We start from the raw sequence: 18,788 nt of genomic DNA, 5'->3' as shown, positions 1-18,788 counted from the left end.
GCATAAATGTGGTAGGTAAGAGTCCGTAAATAAATGGAATCAGTATCCATATGAGCAATTTCTTATTTTCTGTCATGTGTTTCTCTCCCCCTAAAAGAGTTCTTTCTTTCATTGAAGTTTCTTATTCTATTGTAAACATTCTCAGGTACTCTGCGAATACCTGAAGATGTTTGATACTTCCAAGCAGTGGGAATACCACCTTGCATTACCCTCCATTGAAGGACAAGGGTAGTTATTTCAACTAAGAAACGATCATCTATACATCAACTCAAGGAGGATTTTTTACTATGAGTCGTTTTACGATTCCACGCGATGTTTATTTCGAAGAAAATGCACTTGAAGTGCTCGAGTCTTTTGAAGGGAAGAAGGCGGCACTCGTCATTGGCGGAGGTTCTGTGAAACGTAACGGAAACCTCACCAAGGTACAGGAACACCTGGCCGCTGCCAATATAGAAACAGAAGTACTGGAAGGCTTCAATACCGAGCCGACTTTTGAAATGGTCAAAAAAGGTGCGAAAGATCTGGAGGACTTCCAACCGGATTGGATCATCGGTATCGGTGGCGGGTCTGCAATGGATTCCGCCAAAGCAATCTGGCTCTATTATGAGCATCCAGACCTCGCTTTTGAAGATGCGATCAAGCCGTTCGAACTACCGAAACTTCGGCACAAAGCGAAATTCGCAGGTATTCCGACGACAAGCGGAAGTGGTTCTGAAGTATCCAACCTTTCCGTCGTAGCTGATGAAACGACGAACGTGAAATACCCGGTAGCGGACTTCGAACTGACGCCGGATGTCGCTATCATCGATCCCGTCATGATTGAAGAACTGCCGAAGCACATTGCTGCTTACACGGGCATGGACGCATTCACGCACACCATCGAAGCTTATGTAGCGAAACCGCGTACTATGTATACGGATATCCTGTCCCTCGGAGGAGCTGAAGTGATCAAAGACAACCTTCTCGCTTCTTACAAAGGCGATCAGGAAGCCGCTAAGAAAATGCACACCATCCAGGCGATGGCAGGCATGGCTTTCGCGAACGCTGTCCTCGGTAACGTGCACAGTCTCGCGCATAAGAGTGGCCCGACGTTCGGTATTCCACATGGCTATGCCAATGCGATTTATCTTCCGTACGTCATCCAGTTCAACCGCGAAGTCGTGGAAGACCGCTTCGCTGAAATCGCTCGCCGTCTCAACCTGAAAGGAAACAACGACACTGAATTGACCGACTCTCTTGTTGAGTACATCTATGACCTGAACAAAGACCTCGGTCTGGCGACTACCTTGCAGGACTACGGCGTATCCGAAGACGAGTTCAACAAGCACCTGGACACGATGGCGGAGAATGCTATGGAAGACCCATGCACAGGTACCAACCCGCGTGAAACATCTCTCGAACAGATGAAAGAATTGTTCAAGGCTTCTTATTATGGAAAAGAAGCGTTAGTCAAAGCTTAATTAGTGACTAAGTAAACAGAGCTCAGGGCCTTCCCTGGGCTCTGTTTTTCTGGTAAGAGTTGGAGTTATAGCTACGTATTGTTTGTGATGAGCTGATACAATGAAGGGAGTACAGAAATGGTTAGGAGGAGTCCAATGCAACATCCCATTCGAATCGGGATCATCGGAGCAGGTGGAATTGCCAGAAGTGCTCATATTCCAAGTTACCAGAGTTACGGTCCGGACGTTCAAGTCGTTGCTGTAGCCAACCATAATAAAGAAAAAGCTATCGAATGTGCAGAGTCGTTTTCCATCCCCCATACTTTTGAAAACGAACAACAGATGCTTGATGAGATGGACCTTGATGCCGTCAGTATTTGTACCCCGAACAAATTTCATGCCTCTCAAGCGATTGCAGCTCTGAAAGCCGGCTGCCATGTCCTCTGTGAAAAACCACCGGCTATGACTGTGGATGAAGCCGAAACCATGGCATCAGAAGCAGAAAAAGCTGGAAAGATTCTTACTTACGGATTCCATTTCCGTTTCCAACCGGAAGTGGAATCATTGAAAAAATACATTGATGGTCATGAATTAGGGGAAATCTATGCAGCCCAGACGCACTATAACCGGAGACGAGGGATTCCCAGCTGGGGCGTGTTCACGGATAAAGACCTTCAAGGCGGTGGCACGCTGATCGATAACGGGGTCCATATGCTGGATACGGCGTTATATTTAATGGGATATCCCAAACCTAAAACCGTGTTAGGGGCTACCTATCAAAAAATCGGTAACCGTCCCGGAGTAGGATTGATGGGCGAGTGGGATTATGAAAATTTCTCTGTAGAAGATATGGCGAGAGGAATGATTACATTTGAAAACGGTGCTTCTCTCATGTTCGAATCTACTTTTGCAGCGAATATTGAGGAATTGAGCAGCAAGAAAGTATCACTCCAGGGTGATCGTGGTGGAGCAGACCTTTTCCCACTAAAAATCTTCCAGGAAAAATACGATACTCTTGTGGATACCACCCCTGCTCATGTTGAAAAACGAAATGTGCACGAATATCTCGTTCACGATTTCATAGACTGTATTCTCCATGACAGACAACCATTAAGCACTCCATCTGAAGGGGTGCTCATCCAACAAATCATCGAGGCTCTTTATGAATCGGCAAAAACGGGAGAAGCAGTGAACATAGACTGAAGCAATAAGGTTAAAAAGGAGCGGACAAAAATAAGAGGCGAATTTCTTTTTAAAGATTCGCCTCTTATCATAATAAATTGTCACTGGGTGCCATCAACGATGACATCTGCTCTCTCCTGAGGCTTATGCTCTTCAACGTACCTGTCTTCGGAAATCATCCAATTATTTACCCACATATCCCGAGCCTCTTCCCCGTCTCTCTCAAGGCCTCGGAAAAGTCTCGTTTCTCTTGGACAATCGACCCACACTGTAAGGTCGTATGTATTTGCCAGTTCCTTACGATTAGAATAGACACCTTCTATTAGTACAATTCCTCCAACAGGAACAGTATGCCCTTCCGCTAATTCATCTGTGTCCCAATCATATCTCTGATAGTATCCTTCTTGATTCTGACTAATCGGTACAAGAACTTGATTGTACACACGCTTCCAATCGAAGTCTGCACCAATGGGGTTTCGCCCTGGATTTTCCTCCATAAGTTGAGAAGATGGCAAATGAAAATCATCCATATGTACAACAGTTACATCAGAAAGCACTTCTTTGAGTTTATTGGCGACAGTACTTTTTCCTGAACCACCACAACCATCTATCCCAATCAACAGGGTGGCTTGTTTTTTCGTACTCGACTGCATGAAGTCAACGAATTGTTCGAAGTTATGACATTCACCTTTTTTCGTTCTGATTCTCACTCATATCACCACTTTTGCGTATTAGTTCTAACACTGTTCTTTTTCCTCTGAAGATTACCTAAACTGATTTTGCATGAGTTCATATATCTTGCGAGTGGTGTTAACATTTCTTACTGTAACTTTCTTATATAACTTCGATCCCGCCAGCTTGGACATTCCGCTTCTTGTTACGTCTTTCTTGTCTACGGACCACAAGATTGCGCCAGGGACATATTTCACTGTATCGATATCTGCTTTGATGACTACCTTCTCGAGCACTGATTCATCATCCACTTCCTCCCACAGAAACATGACATCACTTTTCATCTCTTTGTCATTCTGCCATGTGTCAGGAAGAGCGGTGATTACCTCTTTCATATCCTCCAAACTACGGACTACTACCTTAATATGTAATCCGAAATCGTCGTAGATCGCTTCCTCTAAAGAATGAGAGAGGTCCGTTTTCGATAGAGTGTCATTGGAAAAAATAATATTCCCTGTATTGATGTAGGTCACTACATTATTCATCCCGGCTTTTTCAAAAGTTTGTGTAAGCAGCTTCATATCAACCTTATTTCTTCCACCGACATTGATCCCTCGAAGAAGAGCAACATAATTCATAATCATCGTCCTTTCGTAGACTTCTTATTACAATTGCCCTAATCCACTTCTTTTACATCGAATTTCAATCTGTCTTTGTCCCACACATCTTCCTCGTAATCTTTTATCACTTCTACTTGGATTTTTTGTCCTACCTCATATTTCCCCGGGTTAGAAACTCGTATAGTTTGTGCATTCGACTTCTCTTTAAATGGATGTGACCTTTCAGAGGAATCTGTATCGCTGACTGTTGTCCATGCAACGATATCGATTTCCATATCTCCACTTTCTTCATCAATTTCCGTTATGTCTCCTTGAATGAAAGTCCCTTCCTGGGAACATCCCATTAAAGTAATGGTTAACATTGCAAGGATTAAGCACATTTTGCTTTTCGACATTAGAAACCTCCTCCCTTCGTCTGTCAGAAAGTGATTTAAATGGATGAGATTATTTGGTACCTTATCTTTGGAGGTGTCTTAGGTTCGCTCATACGTTTCCTTCATTTTTTTCTTTCGTTCCCCTCACCCTTGAACAAATACCGAAGACCTTTTCCTGCCATCGGCTCATCTTCATATCTCGGTATTACATGAAAATGAGCATGGAAAATGTGCTGACCACCGATTTCTCCACAATTCCAACCGAGGTTGTACCCTTGAGGATTATGATGATCATCTATGTACGCCTTCACTTCCTTCAGAAGGTTGTAGGTAGCCTTCCACTCTTCCTCCGTCAAGTCGAATAGCGTTTCTCTATGGTGCCGAGGAACAATCAGACCTGAACCTTCCAATTGCTCTCCATTCGTTTTGTATTGTTTTAATTGCAGGAACAGGCAGTGTTCATTGCTGAAAAGTACTTCTTGCTCAGGTTCCCGTTCCGGGTGGCAGAAGACACATTCTTCACTCATAAATAGACACCTTTCCTTTCTTTGTTTAAGCAACTGATTGAATCCATTTATATTCCCATGCCAATTCTTCAGCTTTCTCAAGCGTTAATGGAATATCCCCGGATTACATGGTCAACAACGCTACTTATGTATTGGTTATTATCGTACCATTATTTGGCTAATTAAGGAAATTATCACAAGAAAAGAACACGCTCCCTCAAAAAGGAAACGTGCTCTTTTCAGCGACCGTTCTATTGTTTGCCATCTCCCCCTTACTAATAAGGGTTGATATGAACCAGAACGTTGTTGACCTCTTCATGATCAGTTATCAGTTTGTTCTTTACCTTTTTGGAGATGAGATGAGCTTTCTCCACATCCAGTCTTGCATCTACACTGATTTTCAGATCGACAATGACATACGCTCCGTGGACCCTTGCCAATAATTTGTCCACTTTTACGACACCCGGGACACCCTCCACGGTGCGGATGAACCTTCTGCTTTCTTCTTCGCCCAACACATTCTCTAATACCGTATCAAACGATTCCCGGGCCATCTTGTAGCCAAGACCGATGATGAACAATGCAACGACGATACCAGCAATAGGGTCCATATATAACAGACCTTCAATTCCCATGACCTTTCCGATCATTGCTCCTCCTACACCTAATAGAACACCGAACGACGATAAAGCATCAGAACGATGGTGCCAGGAGTCAGCAATCAGCGCTGGACTATTGATCCGCTTCCCTAAGCGGTTTTTATACTGGAACAATGCTTCCTTAGCTGCAATAGCAATGACTGTTACTATGAGCGCAAGTCCTGTCGGTGATGTGGGTGTATCTCCCCAAAATACTTTTATGGAGGACCAGGCAATTTCAAATCCGACCAGAATAAGCAACATGGAAACGATGATGGTAGCAATGTTTTCTGCTTTCCCGTGTCCGTAAGGGTGTTCGTCATCAGGCGGCTTATTGGCAATAGAGACACCAGCCAGTACAGCTACAGAACTCACCACGTCCGAAGCAGAGTGAGCAGCATCAGCAACCAATGCCCGACTACCAGAGATCCAGCCGGCTATGCCTTTCAAAATAGCTAAGATTACGTTAGCTATAATACCGACCCACGAAGCAACTTGCGCCTGCCGATTACGTTGAGATTGGTCCATCCCGTTACCTCCAAATCCGTCAACAAGTGATCTCCTCTATTTATCCTAGCAACCCGGGTGGGAGTGGGTCTATAGAAACCTTGTTGCAACATGAAAGAATTGTAGGTAACGGGAAAGTGAACATCTTACGCACAAAAGTATTGAACATGTGCAAAAGTAAAAGCACTCTTCCCCTCTTGTGGAAAAAGTGCTTCGCTATCTCAAGATGTCTTCTTCGTTTTTGCGGTCGATGTCTTCCGCTTCGTCGTTTTCTTCTTGGGTCCCTTCGTCTTTTCAAGGGAACGCTCGAGAGCTTCCATCAGATCGGTCACGTTGTCCGTTTTCTCCGGATCTTTGGCTGTCGTGACTTCCTCGTTGTTGCGTTTCGCTTCAATCAGATCGAGGAGAGCCGTACGGTAGTCGTCTTTGTATTTATCCACATCGAAGCTTTCCGTCAGTTGATCGATGAGGGTGACGGCTGTGCTGAGTTCTTTCTTACTCAAATCCGTTTGCTCAGGGACGTTAGGAACTTCTTCGGCGTTCAGTACTTCGTCAGGGAAGTGTATAGTTTCCATGATGAGCGTATTTTCATACACACGGACGATTGCCAGCTGCTCCTTGGAGCGGATGATGATCTTGGCGATGCCTATCTTCCCAGTGTCAGCGAGAGCCTGACGCAAGAGTCCATATGCTTTCGTTCCTCCTTCGTTCGGAGACATGTAATAGCTCTTCTCGAAGTAGATCGGGTCGATTTCCTCCAGTTTGACGAAATCGAGGATTTCCACCGCTTTGTCTTCCTGTTCTTTCTTCAGATTATCCAGGTCTTCCTGGTCCAGAACGACGAACTTGTTCTTCGCGTATTCATAAGCTTTCACGATCTCTTGCGGTTCGATCTCACGGTCGCAAACGGGGCAGCGTTTCTTGTATTCGACCGGGGAATGACACTCTTCGTGCAGCTGTCTCAGTTTGATGTCCTTATTCTCGGTGGCAGCATGTAATTTGATAGGAATATTGACCAGCCCGAAGCTGATCGTCCCTTTCCACATCGTGTGCATCAGTCGTCCTCCTTTTTCTTCCTAGTTTTCTTCAAGTAGGTAAATTTATGCTCTGTTTAAAACAATTTCTTCATACACAAACTGTAGGAAAAGGAGGGATGGGTAGTGGAAAAGCCGATGAAGATGACGTTGGTGAACGAAGCTCCTCAGGGGGAAGAATGGGTTTATGAAGTGAAATATGACGGATTCCGTGCACTGCTGGAATGGTCCGAACAAAGAGTGCGCCTGATGAGTCGGAATGGTAAAGACTTGAGTGACCGCTTTCCTGAAATCACTTCTCTTGCTGAGATCTCCCCTCCTCCATCGGAGCCTGTGACTCTCGACGGGGAACTGGTGATTCTCAACACTCCTTATCAGTCGAACTTCCCTCTCCTCCAACAGAGAGGACGCTTGCGGAATGAAAAGAAAATCAGGGACGCTGCCCTTTCCAGACCGGCGACGTTCATCGCTTTTGATTATATTAGTGACCCCGTGCTCCCTTATACGAAAAGACGAAAACTACTGGAAGCATTCGTCCTCTCTTTATCCTCCGAGAGGCTTGCGTTGATCAAATCCTTCGAAGATTGGGAGGAAATCCGAAACCTCGTCTTCACCCATCGCGGAGAAGGAATCATCGCTAAAGCCAAACAAAGCCGCTACACCTACGGAAAAAGGACGTCGGACTGGAAAAAGATCAAGAATTGGCGTCACGTCTCCGGCTTTTTGACCTCTTTCACACCGGAGAATGACTATTACGGACTGGGCGTGTGGGATAGGAATTCTCCTCTCCCGTTGGGGAAGTTCAAGCATGGACTGAATGAGGAAGAAGCACAAACACTGCGTACTTTTTTCATGAACAAGGGGGTACAGAAAGGAAAGGTGTGGACGCTGGAGCCGAGCGTCTGTGTTGATGTCACTTGCCTTCATGCTGAGGAGGGAGAGCTTCGTGAGCCTTCCTTTCATCAATTTCGCTTCGACATGAAGGCAGAAGACTGCACGATAGAAAAAGTGGAATGGGACCTTGCCCAATTCCCAGAGAATGTGGACTTTTCTCATACGGGGAAGAACCTTTGGCCGGGTGTTACAAAACGGGATTACATGCATTACTTGCGGAAAATCGCTCCCTATATGCTTCCTTTTCTGAAGGATAAAAAGTTGACGCTCATTCGATATCCAGACGGCATTGATGAGACCTCCTTTTATCAAAAGCACCTTCCTGACCATGCACCTGATTATGTGGAGGCTTTTGTGGAAAAGGGTGAATCGTTCATTTTGTGTCCGTCCTTGTCTCCCCTGCTGTGGCTCGGGAATCAGGGAGCGCTTGAGTTTCACATCCCTTTTCAGAAAGCAGGCGCTGAGGAACCGGATGAAATTGTCTTCGATCTCGACCCGCCGGACAGAGACAGATTCCCTGATGTCATTTTCGCCGCCAGACTTTTGAAGCATCTGCTGGATGAACTGAAGGTATACAGTTTCGTGAAGACGTCCGGGAACAAAGGCATGCAAGTTCATATCCCGATTGAAGAAGGCACGATGACGTATGAGGAAACGCGGAAGTTTACGGAAGCTATCGTCACCTTGATGGTGTGGCAGTACCCTGATCTTTTCACAATCGAGCGTTTGAAGAAAAACCGGGGAGGTCGGTTGTATTTGGACTATGTGCAGCACGCGGAAGGCAAGACGATCATCGCGCCTTATTCGACCAGAGCGACCGAGCAAGCGACTATCGCCACTCCCCTTTTCTGGGAGGAAGTCGAGGAAGGATTGCGCCCAGAACAATTCACCCTTCCTACAATAATGGAACGGGTGGAGACCTTTGGAGATCCCTTCGCTGATTTTCACCGGGTGAAAGGACTGCAGCCTGTGGATATTATGAAGAAGCTGAAAGGTTAAAACTTTTAACAAGAACACATATTTCTACGAGGACAAAAATAAAAATTAATAACAAATGAGTTTTGGCAAAGGAGAATGATGATGGAGAACGGGAGCTCCTTGGATTTCCTGGAGGGACATGAACTTTTCAACCAACAACTCAAAGAAGATTATTTCACCCACCTCCTTAAAAATGGTCAGGTGAACAGAGAATCTGTCAAAAGTTACGCGAGGCTGATGGAGCGGCTCTCCCCTGCCGAAGAAAATCGGAACAAAGACGTGATGCATTTTTCATTTGAAGAAATGGAAGATATTCTACGCGGGTTCCAAACGAGATTCCGTGGAACTATCGAAAGTTATGCACGGATCATCTCGACGTATTTGAATTGGGCTGTCATGCAGGGATATATTTCAGAAAATGTGCTTCAACGACTGAACCCTAAAGACTTCAATGCCTATGTCATCGAGCAGGATCTGTTCCTCACTAATAGCCAATTAATGAGGTATGAAGACAATCTCGAAAACTATCAGGATGCTGTGATTCTGAGACTTTTATTCGAAGGAGTATGCGGAAGACAAATGTCAGAACTGAGAAACCTGAAATATCAGCGAGAGTTCGTCGACGAAGAAACGAATACACTGAAGCTTATCCATTCCCTTGAAGAAGACGATTCTGGACGACCCGTGAAGTACTGGGAAAGATATTTGAAAGTGGAAGACCGGTCCCTTCATTTAGTGAAGAGAGCATCCGAAGAAAACTATTATTACAAAAGTAACGGAGACATGGCGGATACGACTGGTAGAATAAGAGAATATACAGATCTTATCCGGAACGATTATGTCCTCAGACCTTCGAATACGAAAACGATTATTATGAACAACCCCATCGACAAACACGTTATTTACTATCGGCTGAACCGTATTTCTGATGTTCTCGGAATCGATCGGCTGACGTCGAAGTTCATCCTCCGTAGCGGAATGATTCATTTTGCGAAAACGATCGTCGATGAAAACCAGGGTGTGACACTTGCCGATATCAAAATCGTCGCCGAACGATTCAATGTGAAATCGTATCATAATCTGAAAGGTTTTCTTACGGATGAGAATCTACAGAATGCTTAACATTGAGTTTCCATCTTAAGGAGGGACAGCACTTGAATATTGAAAACCATGTCCACAGCTTTTTCCATGAAGTCGGCAAAGGACGAATCGAGATCTACAATGAATTCTCTCTCCAGCATGAACTCGGAATCTATTTGCGGGAGCGGGTCTCCCCTTCTTTCAAAGTCCAATTTGAACGAAACATACGATTCTTCTACCCAGGCGTGTCCTGTGTCAAAAGTGAAATGGATATCGTAATCTACAGCCCAGAAGAGAGATATTCCATTGAACTGAAATACCCAAACAACGGTCAGTATCCGGAAACCATGTTCCAATTCGTCAAAGATATCAAGTTCATGGAAGAGGTGAAGAATCTCGGTTTCACAGAAACATTTGCGGTAGCTTTTACAGAAGATCGCTTATTCTATGATGGAAAAAAGGTAGACGGGATTTATGGATTTTTCAGAAACGGGAATATTGTGCATGGCGCAATCCAAAAGCCTACGGGACAAAGCAAAGAGGTGCATACGATAGATGGCCATTACGGCGTGGAATGGTTGTCTCTCGGAGATGTCGGAAAATACTATCTCCTTTCCATCTAAAGCGTTATTTCTGAGACCTTCGATTCAGATTTTCCAAATGTATCCTGTTCCTTATATTACCGGTTGATGAAGCCTGGAACTATCCCCTATCATTGTGCAAGTGATTAAACAAACGTACTGTAGGGGGTACATAATAATGAAGAAATTCTTTAAATTCGGGTGTCTTGGAATCATCGGTATCATCATTCTGGGTATAGTCATCGCTGCACTCGGCGGTGGAGACGATTCGACATCCACAGATAACAGCAATTCAGGTGGTTCTGGTTCTTCTGATTCAGGAAGCACTTCTGAAAAGGAAGAACAGACGTATGCTATCGGTGATACAGTGGACGTCGGTGATATGACATACACAATCAATGGAAAATCGACCGCTCAACAAGTCGGTCCGAGTACTTTGCCAGAAGAAGCGAACGGCATGTATGTCGTATTGGATGTCACCGTGAAGAACAACGGAAACGAAGCTGTAACTGTCGATGGATCCTACTTCAAACTGAAGCAGGGAGAAACGACGTTTGAAGCTGATTCCGGCGCAAGCATGAGTGCCAATCAGGGAGAAGATGGTACGATTCAAAACTCCTTCTTCATGGAACAGCTGAACCCGAGCTCCGAAATGTCTGGTAAAGTCGTATTCGACGTAGCACCTGAAATCGCTGAAGCCGACAACCTCAAGGTACAAGCTCAGGAAGGTATGTTCGGAAGCGTTTCGAAAACGATTCAACTGCAATAATATGATCAAGAGCTGGTTCATCTCAGAATGAGTCAGCTCTTTTTTTGTTTAAAATCGTCCTCTCCCCTTTTCACCTTTGTGCTTAAAGCTTTTTTCTTTTAATTTTTCAAAAAGTGCGAATATTTCTGTTGCAAGGTTCACGGATTAATGGTACTATACTTTTTATATTAAGTATGACACATTAAACGATTTTACACTTATTAGTGTGTTTCATTTCATTATTGAAAATCATGAAGGAGGAACTAATGAAGATGACTAAAGAATTCGTGTTCATGTTCGACCATCAGGAATCAGCAGGAAAGGAGATGCTCGGAGGAAAAGGTGCCAACCTGGCGGAAATGACTCGCATCGGGCTACCGGTCCCCTACGGCTTCACCATCACGACCTCTGCTTGTAATGCCTATTACGATGCAGGTCAGAAGATTTCGCCTGAGGTGGAAAAAGAAGTGACGGACTCCCTCAAGATTCTCGAACAGACCACAGGAAAACGTCTTGGTGATCCGTCCAACCCCCTGCTCGTTTCCGTTCGATCGGGTGCTGTCCATTCTATGCCCGGGATGATGGACACAGTGTTGAACCTCGGAATGAATGATGAAACGGTGAAAGGTATTGCGGAACTGACGGACAATCCACGCTTCGCTTATGATTCCTACCGTAGGTTCATCCAGATGTTCGGCGATGTGGTGCTCGGCGTGGATAGCTCCCTTTATGAGAAACGACTCGAGACCTTCCGTGATGAACACGGCTATAAGTCGGATGTAGAGCTCGCAGCCGAAGACTGGAAGGACATCATTGAGACATACAAAAATATCACTCAAGAAGAGGCTGGACGTACCTTCCCGCAGGATCCGAAAGAGCAGCTGTTTCTAACTATTAATGCCGTCTTCGATTCATGGAATAACAAGCGTGCGGTCCTCTATCGTCAACTTCACGATATTCCCGGTCACCTCGGCACAGCCGTCAACGTGCAGAGCATGGTCTTCGGAAACATGGGGGACCATTCCGGAACAGGTGTCGCTTTTACACGGAACCCTTCGACAGGAGAATCTGAGCTGTACGGGGAATACTTGATCAACGCACAAGGTGAAGACGTTGTTGCAGGCATCCGTACTCCACAGCCGATCGCCGACCTTGAAAAGGAAATGCCTGATGTTTACAAGCAGCTCGTGGAAACGTCTCAGCTACTCGAAAAGCATTACGGCGATATGCAGGATATCGAATTCACCGTGGAACACGGAAATCTTTTCATGCTTCAGACGCGTAACGGAAAACGGACGGCCCAGGCTGCGGTCCGGATTGCTGTGGATATGGTGAAAGAAGGGATCTTGAGCGAGCGGGAAGCGCTGCTAAGAGTCGACCCCGACCAGATCGATCAGCTGCTGCATAACCACATCGACCCGGAGCATAAACGGAAGCAACTGGCGACCGGACTCCCAGCCTCCCCAGGTGCCGCTACCGGGCAAGTCGTTTTTGATGCGGATGAGGCGGAAGTGCTCACAAATGAAGGAAAAGAAGTGATATTGGTCCGTCCAGAGACGACACCGGAAGACATACATGGAATCGTCGCTTCGAAAGCTACGGTCACGACGCGTGGAGGTATGACGAGCCATGCAGCCGTGGTTGCCAGAGGCATGGGGAAAGCATGCATCTGCGGATGTGAAGCTATGAAGATCGACCTCGAAGCTGAATACTTCACCGTAGGAGATACTGTCGTCAACAAAGGGGATGTCATCACCATTGATGGTGCGAGCGGCGAGATTTTCTTAGGGGAAATTCCGATGATCGCTCCGGAACTGTCGGACGTCTTCCAGCTTCTTTTGACGTGGGCAGATGAAGCGTCGACCCTTGATGTACGTACGAATGCGGATACTCCGGAAGATGTGAGAAAGGCGCTCGAGTTTGGCGCTGCAGGCATCGGTCTTTGTCGGACGGAGCATATGTTCATGGACCCTGAGCGCATCCCGGCCGTTCAGAAAATGATTCTGGCGGATACGGATGAGGCACGCGAGAAGGCTCTCGATAGACTTTTACCGATGCAGCAGCAGGATTTCGAGCGGATGTTCGAAACGATGCAGGGGCGTCCGATCAACATCCGTTTGCTGGATCCTCCCCTTCATGAGTTCTTGCCGAACAAAGAGGATCTGCTTGTGGACGTGACGAAGCTTCAGCTGACGGATCCCGATTCGGAGGAGTTGAAGGAAAAAGAAAATCTCCTGCGTAACGTCCGTCTATTGGAGGAATCGAACCCTATGCTCGGCCTGCGTGGTTGTCGCCTCGGCATGATCCATCCGGAAATTTATGAAATGCAGCTGACCGCCATTTTCCAGGCGATGTCCGGGGTACTGCGAAAAGGAATCGACGTGAACCCTGAGATTATGATCCCTCTCGTAAGTACGGTGGATGAGTTGAAGGAAATGCGTCAGCTTGCTATTAATGTCGCGGGACGAGTCGAGGAAAAAAGTGGCCAGACCTTCACTTATCTCGTCGGTACGATGATTGAAACGCCTCGTGCTGCCCTTACAGCGGACCGGGTAGCCGAAGAAGCGGATTTCTTCTCTTTCGGTACGAACGACCTCACACAGATGACGTTCGGGTTCAGCCGTGATGATGCCGAAGGAAAGTTTCTCCAACACTATGTCGAAGACGGGGTACTTCCGAAAAATCCATTCATGACGCTCGACCAGGAAGGGGTCGGCAAATTGGTGGAAAATGGTGTGTCCCTTGGCAGAGCGACAAAGCCTGGGTTGAAAACAGGAATCTGCGGGGAACACGGTGGTGAGAAAGCATCGATCCAGTTCTGTTTCGATACAGGGCTCGATTACGTCAGCTGCTCCCCTTTCCGCGTTCCGGCTGCGCGTCTTGCAGCAGCTCACGCTACGATTCGCGGAGAGAAAGAAGAGGCAAAAGAGCTTCAGCTGAATTAAAGTCAGGAAGGACCATCCCGGATTCCGGGATGGTCTTTTTTAAGGAAAGAGTGTTTTGCTTACCCGACTCCTGCCCCTTCTGATAATCTATATATGTATAGAAAAATTCAGTTAGGTGAGTCTATGCTTTTGAAAAATGCGAAACTGTACAACAATGAATATTTGAAAGATATCGCTCTCCGAAACGGCAAAATACGTCGCGTATCCCCGGCCGGAGATATTGCGAAAAACAAGGATGAGACGGTGCTCGACCTCGAAGGGAAACTCGTCCTCCCTCCATACGTCGAACCGCATATTCACCTGGATTATGTACTTACTGCCGGAACTCCGCGCTGGAACAAGTCGGGTTCAGTGTTCGAGGGAATCGAAATCTGGTCCGAACGTCGGAGGCTCGTGAAAGAGACGAAAGAGGATATCAAAAAACGCGCATTGCAAGCGGTGGAAATGCAACTGAAACACGGCCTGCAGTACGTCCGTACTCACGCAGATGTAAGTGATCCTTCGCTTACAGGGCTGAAGGCGCTACTTGAAGTGAAAGAAGAAGTGAAGGCCTGGATGGACCTCCAGATTGTCGCGTTGCCGCAGGAAGGGATGTACACGAAGGAAGAAGGGGAGGGTCTGCTGCGCGAAGCGCTTGAACTAGGTGCTGATGTCGTGGGAGGCATTCCCCACTATGAGATGACGAGAGAAGACGGAATTCAATCGTTAAAAACCTCCCTTCGTCTGGCCAGGGAATACGACAAACTCGTCGATATCCACTGTGATGAAATTGACGATGACCAGGCCCGCTATCTGGAAACGCTGGCTGCGGAAACGATCCGCTCCGGGATGCAGGGGCGTGTAACGGCGAGTCACACGACAGCGATGGCTTCTTATAGCAATGCCTACACGTACAAACTTTTCCAAACATTAAAAAAAGCAGGTGTCCACTTCGTTGCCCTGCCGAAGGCGAATCTCCACCTGCAAGGGCGTTTCGACAGCCATCCGGTCCGTCGCGGTATCACACGTGTGAAAGAACTTCTGGAGGAAGATATCAACGTCTGTTTTGGGCTCGATTCCATCATGGATCCGTGGTACCCGCTCGGAGATGGTGATTTGATGACGGTTCTCGATACCGGTTTGCATGCCTGCCACATGACCGATTACGATCATATCGTCCAAGCGCTCGACCTTGTCACGACCAACGGAGCGAAAACACTCGGCCTTCAGAATTACGGGATACAAGAAGGCAACGATGCGAATGTTATCATCCTTGATGCCGACTCGGATTATGAAGCCGTCCGTACGAGAGCCGGCGTCCTCTACTCTATCCGGAACGGTGATATTATCGTAGAGACGAAACCGGCTGTCACGTCGATGACCTTTTCCTCCGGAAAAAGTGAATAATTCCTGAGTGAACTACACCTGCTTTTATTACAAAAGCGGGTGTCTTCTTTTCTTAGCGTGAACCGTTGTCCTTGCAGTATTCACAACTTATTCCTGAATATTCCTTCTCATGACGATACGCCTATTTGAGATTACATCTCCCAAAATTCTGTCAAATAACCATAATAGAATCGTAACCTCCTCATAACCTGCTCTACCCTTTCCGCTGATACAATGGGTTATGGATGAGCGGACATACCTCACGAGGTACATAGCCCGCTACAAATGATATTTTGGAGGAATCAGACATGACCCATTCAACACGTCCTTTCAGGAAGTATGTCGTTTCTGCAGCTCTCGTCACTTCGATCGCGTTCACCCCTCTCGTCGGTACCAGCGTATCCGCACAATCGAACGCGCCATCTGATAATACAGCAACACAAGTACAAAGCAATCTTCTTACTCAAGGAGATCGCGGGCAAGCCGTTTCTTCTCTTCAATCCGAATTGTCTCAGCAAGGGTATTATACATACAGTGTTGACGGCATTTATGGACCAATCACGAAAAACGCGGTCATGAGCTTCCAGGCTGATCAAGGGTTGGCTGTCGACGGTATCGCAGGACCGCGCACGAAAGCGGCACTCGGCTCCGGCAGTGCTGCAACCGCTTCTTCTCAAACCGAACCGGTTGCTGTGGATACTTCCGCTTCAGCAGGTAACTCTGAAATCGTCGCTGCTGCGGAGAACCTTCTCGGCATTCCATATCAATACGGTGGAACGACTCGTGCCGCGCTTGACAGCAGTGGCTTCATCAATGAAACATTCGAACAAGTGGGTGTTGACGTTAGCCGTACCCACGCCGGCATCTGGGCGAACAATGGTACCCACGTCTCTTCCCCTAGCGTAGGAGATGTCGTGTTCTTCGAAGGAACATATGACACCGCTGGTCCTTCCCACAGCGGAATCTATATCGGCGACAATCAGATGATCCATGCCGGAAGCGGCGGGGTCGAGGTGTCGAACATGGGCATCGACTACTGGCAAAACCATTATATCGGTGCGAAATCGATCCAATAGAGAAAAAAAGTTCCGCTCTTGTCTGTTAAGGACGAGCGGAACTTTTTTGTATAACTTTTTCCAAAAATATTTCCATAGCTTTCGAACGGAACAGCGACCTCGAAACGATAGAAAAATTCCTTTGCATCGGCAAACTAGTGACGTTCAATATACAGAGTTCTTCCGCCTTCTGTTCTCTCCGAAACGTCCAATGCGATAAGAAACTGATGCCGAGCCCCGCTTCCACCGATTCTTTGATCAACTGGGTGCTTCCGAATTCCAGAGTTTTTTCAGGGGATATACCTGCGGATTCGAAGAATTTCTCCGTCATCTTCCTTGTTCCTGATCCTTCCTCTCTTATGATCCAGGACTCCTTCTCCAATTCTTTCGGGTTACAGGAATGTTGTCCGACAAGCGGATGAGCCGGTGAAGCGATGACGTACATAGCATCGGTTTCGAACGGTTCGATGGTAAGGTTGTCATGCGTGACATCTCCTTCGATGATACCAACATCCAGTTCATAATCTGCGACAAGCTTTACGATTTCTTTCGTATTCCCGATCGTTACCGCCGGGGTGACGTCCGGGGCCTCTTCTTTCAATTCCTTCAACACTTCCGGAAGAACGTATTCCCCGTACGTATAGCTTGCTCCGATGGTTATCGTTCCGCTTGCATGGTTCGTCAAATCGTCTACAAGCGCATGCATATTCGTATATAAGCCGAGGATTTCTTTCGCATGATGGTAGACGACTTCTCCTGCTTTCGTGAGTCGGACATACTTATTGCTGCGGTCGAAGAGGCGTGCGTTCATCGATTTTTCCAGTGATTTGATGTATTGGCTGACCGCAGGTTGCGTCATGTGAAGTCGTTCTGCAGCGCGCGAGAAGTTCTCCGTTTCCGCTACCGTTGCAAACACTTCGAGTTGTTGGTCCATCACTCATCCCTCCTCCCCTACTATTATAACTTATTACTTATGATAAATATCATAAATCATTATTTTTCTTATCGTAAACAGAGGCGTATGCTTGAGTCAGAAGCAACAAAGGAGACGATACCTATGGCTCAGCCACACGTGCATCATATAGAAGAACAACAGACAGCCCTCTGGAGAAAATGGATAGGTGGTGTAGGATTCACTTTCCTCATCGCCGCACTCGGATACCTGTTGGCAATGGTTCCAGGTTTCTCACTTGCAGGACCGCTGGCGTCAGCAATCGTCCTTTCCGTCGGTTACCGGCAAGTGTTCGGCTATCCGGAGACTTATCGCCCGGGCATCGAGTTCTCTTCAAAGCGATTACTGAGATTTGCAATCATTCTATACGGGCTGAAGTTGAATGTCGGCACGGTGCTCTCGGACGGACTCGGCCTGCTTCTGCTTGATGCGGCAGTCGTCGCTTTCGCTATTCTGTTCACGATGTGGCTCGCCCGCGTGATGAAAGCGGACTCCTCGATTTCCATGCTCGTCGGAATCGGTACAGGAGTGTGTGGCGCGGCCGCGATTGCTGCCACGGCGCCCATTTTGAAAACGAAAGAAGAGGATACGGCGATCGGTGTCGGAATCATTGCACTGATGGGGACGTTTTTCGCGATTGTCTACACTCTGCTTCGTCCCGTATTACCGATGGATGATCTCGCCTATGGCTCTTGGGTCGGTGTAAGCATTCATGAAGTCGCCCAAGTTGCACTAGCTGCAGCTCCAGCCGGGGAAGAACCACTTGCCATGGCTCTTCTCGCAAAGCTCGGTCGCGTGTTTCTTCTGATCCCATTGTGTTTCATTCTGATATTTATCATGAAACGGAAGAACAAAGGGCAAGATGCAGAGGGAGCAAACGTAACGTTTCCGTGGTTCCTTGTTGGATTCATCGTAATGAGTATTCTGGGAACGTACGTGTTCGGACCGGTGATTCCTATAGCAGAAACGACGATGAACACTGTCGATGTGATGACGACGTTTCTGTTGACGGCTGCGATGGTGGGTCTCGGACTAAAAGTGGACTTGAAACAGTTGAAGGAGAAAGCGTGGAAGCCGCTCATTGCGATGACGGTAACCTCCGTCTTCCTTTCCGCGCTTACATTCCTCGTGCTTATGTAGGGATTCTGCAGGTTGAACTGCAGGATCTTTTTTATCAGCTTTAGGCGAGAAGACTCCCTCCTCAACGACGTAGGGGGG

The 18,788-nt window shown here is 46.9% G+C and carries 17 protein-coding genes; 10 read left to right on the top strand and 7 right to left on the bottom strand.

Annotation, left to right across the window (positions count from 1 at the left end; all coding sequences use genetic code 11):
• Window positions 1-287: 287 nt before the first annotated feature.
• Together BLQ44_RS03295 and BLQ44_RS03290 are read left to right on the top strand one after the other, a co-directional pair.
• Window positions 288-1,460, top strand: a complete 1,173-nt coding sequence (locus BLQ44_RS03295) for an iron-containing alcohol dehydrogenase (RefSeq protein ID WP_093192074.1) — start codon at window positions 288-290, stop codon at window positions 1,458-1,460.
• A gap of 135 nt (window positions 1,461-1,595) precedes the next feature.
• Window positions 1,596-2,642, top strand: coding sequence for a Gfo/Idh/MocA family protein (locus tag BLQ44_RS03290; protein WP_093192072.1), 1,047 nt, complete (start codon window positions 1,596-1,598; stop codon window positions 2,640-2,642).
• 80 nt (window positions 2,643-2,722) lie between these two features.
• Here BLQ44_RS03290 and BLQ44_RS03285 read toward each other — a convergent pair whose 3' ends face one another.
• The 6 genes from BLQ44_RS03285 to ku all read right to left on the bottom strand — a co-directional run bounded on the left by BLQ44_RS03285 (window position 2,723) and on the right by ku (window position 6,993).
• On the bottom strand, window positions 2,723-3,274 hold the full coding sequence (locus BLQ44_RS03285) for a uridine kinase family protein (RefSeq protein WP_093192902.1): 552 nt from the start codon (window positions 3,272-3,274) through the stop codon (window positions 2,723-2,725).
• A 111-nt stretch (window positions 3,275-3,385) separates the two neighbouring features.
• Window positions 3,386-3,931, bottom strand: coding sequence for a DUF1697 domain-containing protein (locus BLQ44_RS03280; protein ID WP_093192070.1), 546 nt, complete (start codon window positions 3,929-3,931; stop codon window positions 3,386-3,388).
• Between the two features lie 38 nt (window positions 3,932-3,969).
• Entirely contained in the window at window positions 3,970-4,308 is a 339-nt protein-coding gene (locus BLQ44_RS03275; RefSeq protein WP_093192068.1) for a hypothetical protein, read from the bottom strand.
• 101 nt (window positions 4,309-4,409) lie between these two features.
• A complete protein-coding gene (locus tag BLQ44_RS03270) occupies window positions 4,410-4,814 on the bottom strand; it encodes an HIT family protein (protein ID WP_093192066.1) in 405 nt (134 codons plus the stop codon).
• A 254-nt stretch (window positions 4,815-5,068) separates the two neighbouring features.
• Entirely contained in the window at window positions 5,069-5,959 is an 891-nt protein-coding gene (locus BLQ44_RS03265; protein WP_093192064.1) for a cation diffusion facilitator family transporter, read from the bottom strand.
• Window positions 5,960-6,159: 200 nt separating this feature from the next.
• Window positions 6,160-6,993, bottom strand: coding sequence for a non-homologous end joining protein Ku (gene ku, locus BLQ44_RS03260; RefSeq protein ID WP_093192062.1), 834 nt, complete (start codon window positions 6,991-6,993; stop codon window positions 6,160-6,162).
• 105 nt (window positions 6,994-7,098) lie between these two features.
• On the opposite strand from ku, the gene ligD reads away from it, so the two are divergent.
• The 7 genes from ligD (at window position 7,099) to BLQ44_RS16765 (ending at window position 16,639) form a co-directional block, all read left to right on the top strand.
• Window positions 7,099-8,865 carry a DNA ligase D gene (gene ligD, locus BLQ44_RS03255; protein ID WP_093192060.1) on the top strand — a complete coding sequence of 589 codons (1,767 nt, stop codon included), beginning with the start codon at window positions 7,099-7,101 and terminating at the stop codon, window positions 8,863-8,865.
• Between the two features lie 81 nt (window positions 8,866-8,946).
• The gene (locus BLQ44_RS03250) at window positions 8,947-9,966 is read left to right on the top strand and encodes a phage lytic cycle repressor MrpR family protein (RefSeq protein ID WP_093192058.1); all 1,020 of its coding nucleotides are present in this window, start codon (window positions 8,947-8,949) and stop codon (window positions 9,964-9,966) included.
• Between the two features lie 32 nt (window positions 9,967-9,998).
• Entirely contained in the window at window positions 9,999-10,547 is a 549-nt protein-coding gene (locus BLQ44_RS03245) for a hypothetical protein (protein WP_093192056.1), read from the top strand.
• A gap of 136 nt (window positions 10,548-10,683) precedes the next feature.
• Window positions 10,684-11,274 (top strand): DUF4352 domain-containing protein, encoded by a 591-nt coding sequence (locus BLQ44_RS03240; protein ID WP_093192054.1) that lies wholly within the window; start codon window positions 10,684-10,686, stop codon window positions 11,272-11,274.
• 251 nt (window positions 11,275-11,525) lie between these two features.
• A complete protein-coding gene (ppdK, locus tag BLQ44_RS03235; RefSeq protein ID WP_093192901.1) occupies window positions 11,526-14,198 on the top strand; it encodes a pyruvate, phosphate dikinase in 2,673 nt (890 codons plus the stop codon).
• Between the two features lie 123 nt (window positions 14,199-14,321).
• Entirely contained in the window at window positions 14,322-15,584 is a 1,263-nt protein-coding gene (codA, locus tag BLQ44_RS03230; RefSeq protein WP_093192052.1) for a cytosine deaminase, read from the top strand.
• A gap of 287 nt (window positions 15,585-15,871) precedes the next feature.
• Window positions 15,872-16,639, top strand: coding sequence for a C40 family peptidase (locus BLQ44_RS16765; protein WP_093192050.1), 768 nt, complete (start codon window positions 15,872-15,874; stop codon window positions 16,637-16,639).
• Window positions 16,640-16,664: 25 nt separating this feature from the next.
• Here BLQ44_RS16765 and BLQ44_RS03220 read toward each other — a convergent pair whose 3' ends face one another.
• On the bottom strand, window positions 16,665-17,552 hold the full coding sequence (locus BLQ44_RS03220) for a LysR family transcriptional regulator (protein ID WP_093192048.1): 888 nt from the start codon (window positions 17,550-17,552) through the stop codon (window positions 16,665-16,667).
• Between the two features lie 123 nt (window positions 17,553-17,675).
• On the opposite strand from BLQ44_RS03220, the gene BLQ44_RS03215 reads away from it, so the two are divergent.
• The gene (locus tag BLQ44_RS03215; protein ID WP_093192047.1) at window positions 17,676-18,710 is read left to right on the top strand and encodes a YeiH family protein; all 1,035 of its coding nucleotides are present in this window, start codon (window positions 17,676-17,678) and stop codon (window positions 18,708-18,710) included.
• Window positions 18,711-18,788: the final 78 nt, after the last annotated feature.

It is taken from the genome of Salimicrobium halophilum, assembly GCF_900100295.1.
Taxonomy (GTDB): Bacteria; Bacillota; Bacilli; order Bacillales; family Halobacillaceae; genus Salimicrobium; species Salimicrobium halophilum.
The sequence above is the reverse complement of the archived record's forward strand: the minus strand, read 5'-3'. Positions and strand labels throughout refer to the sequence as shown.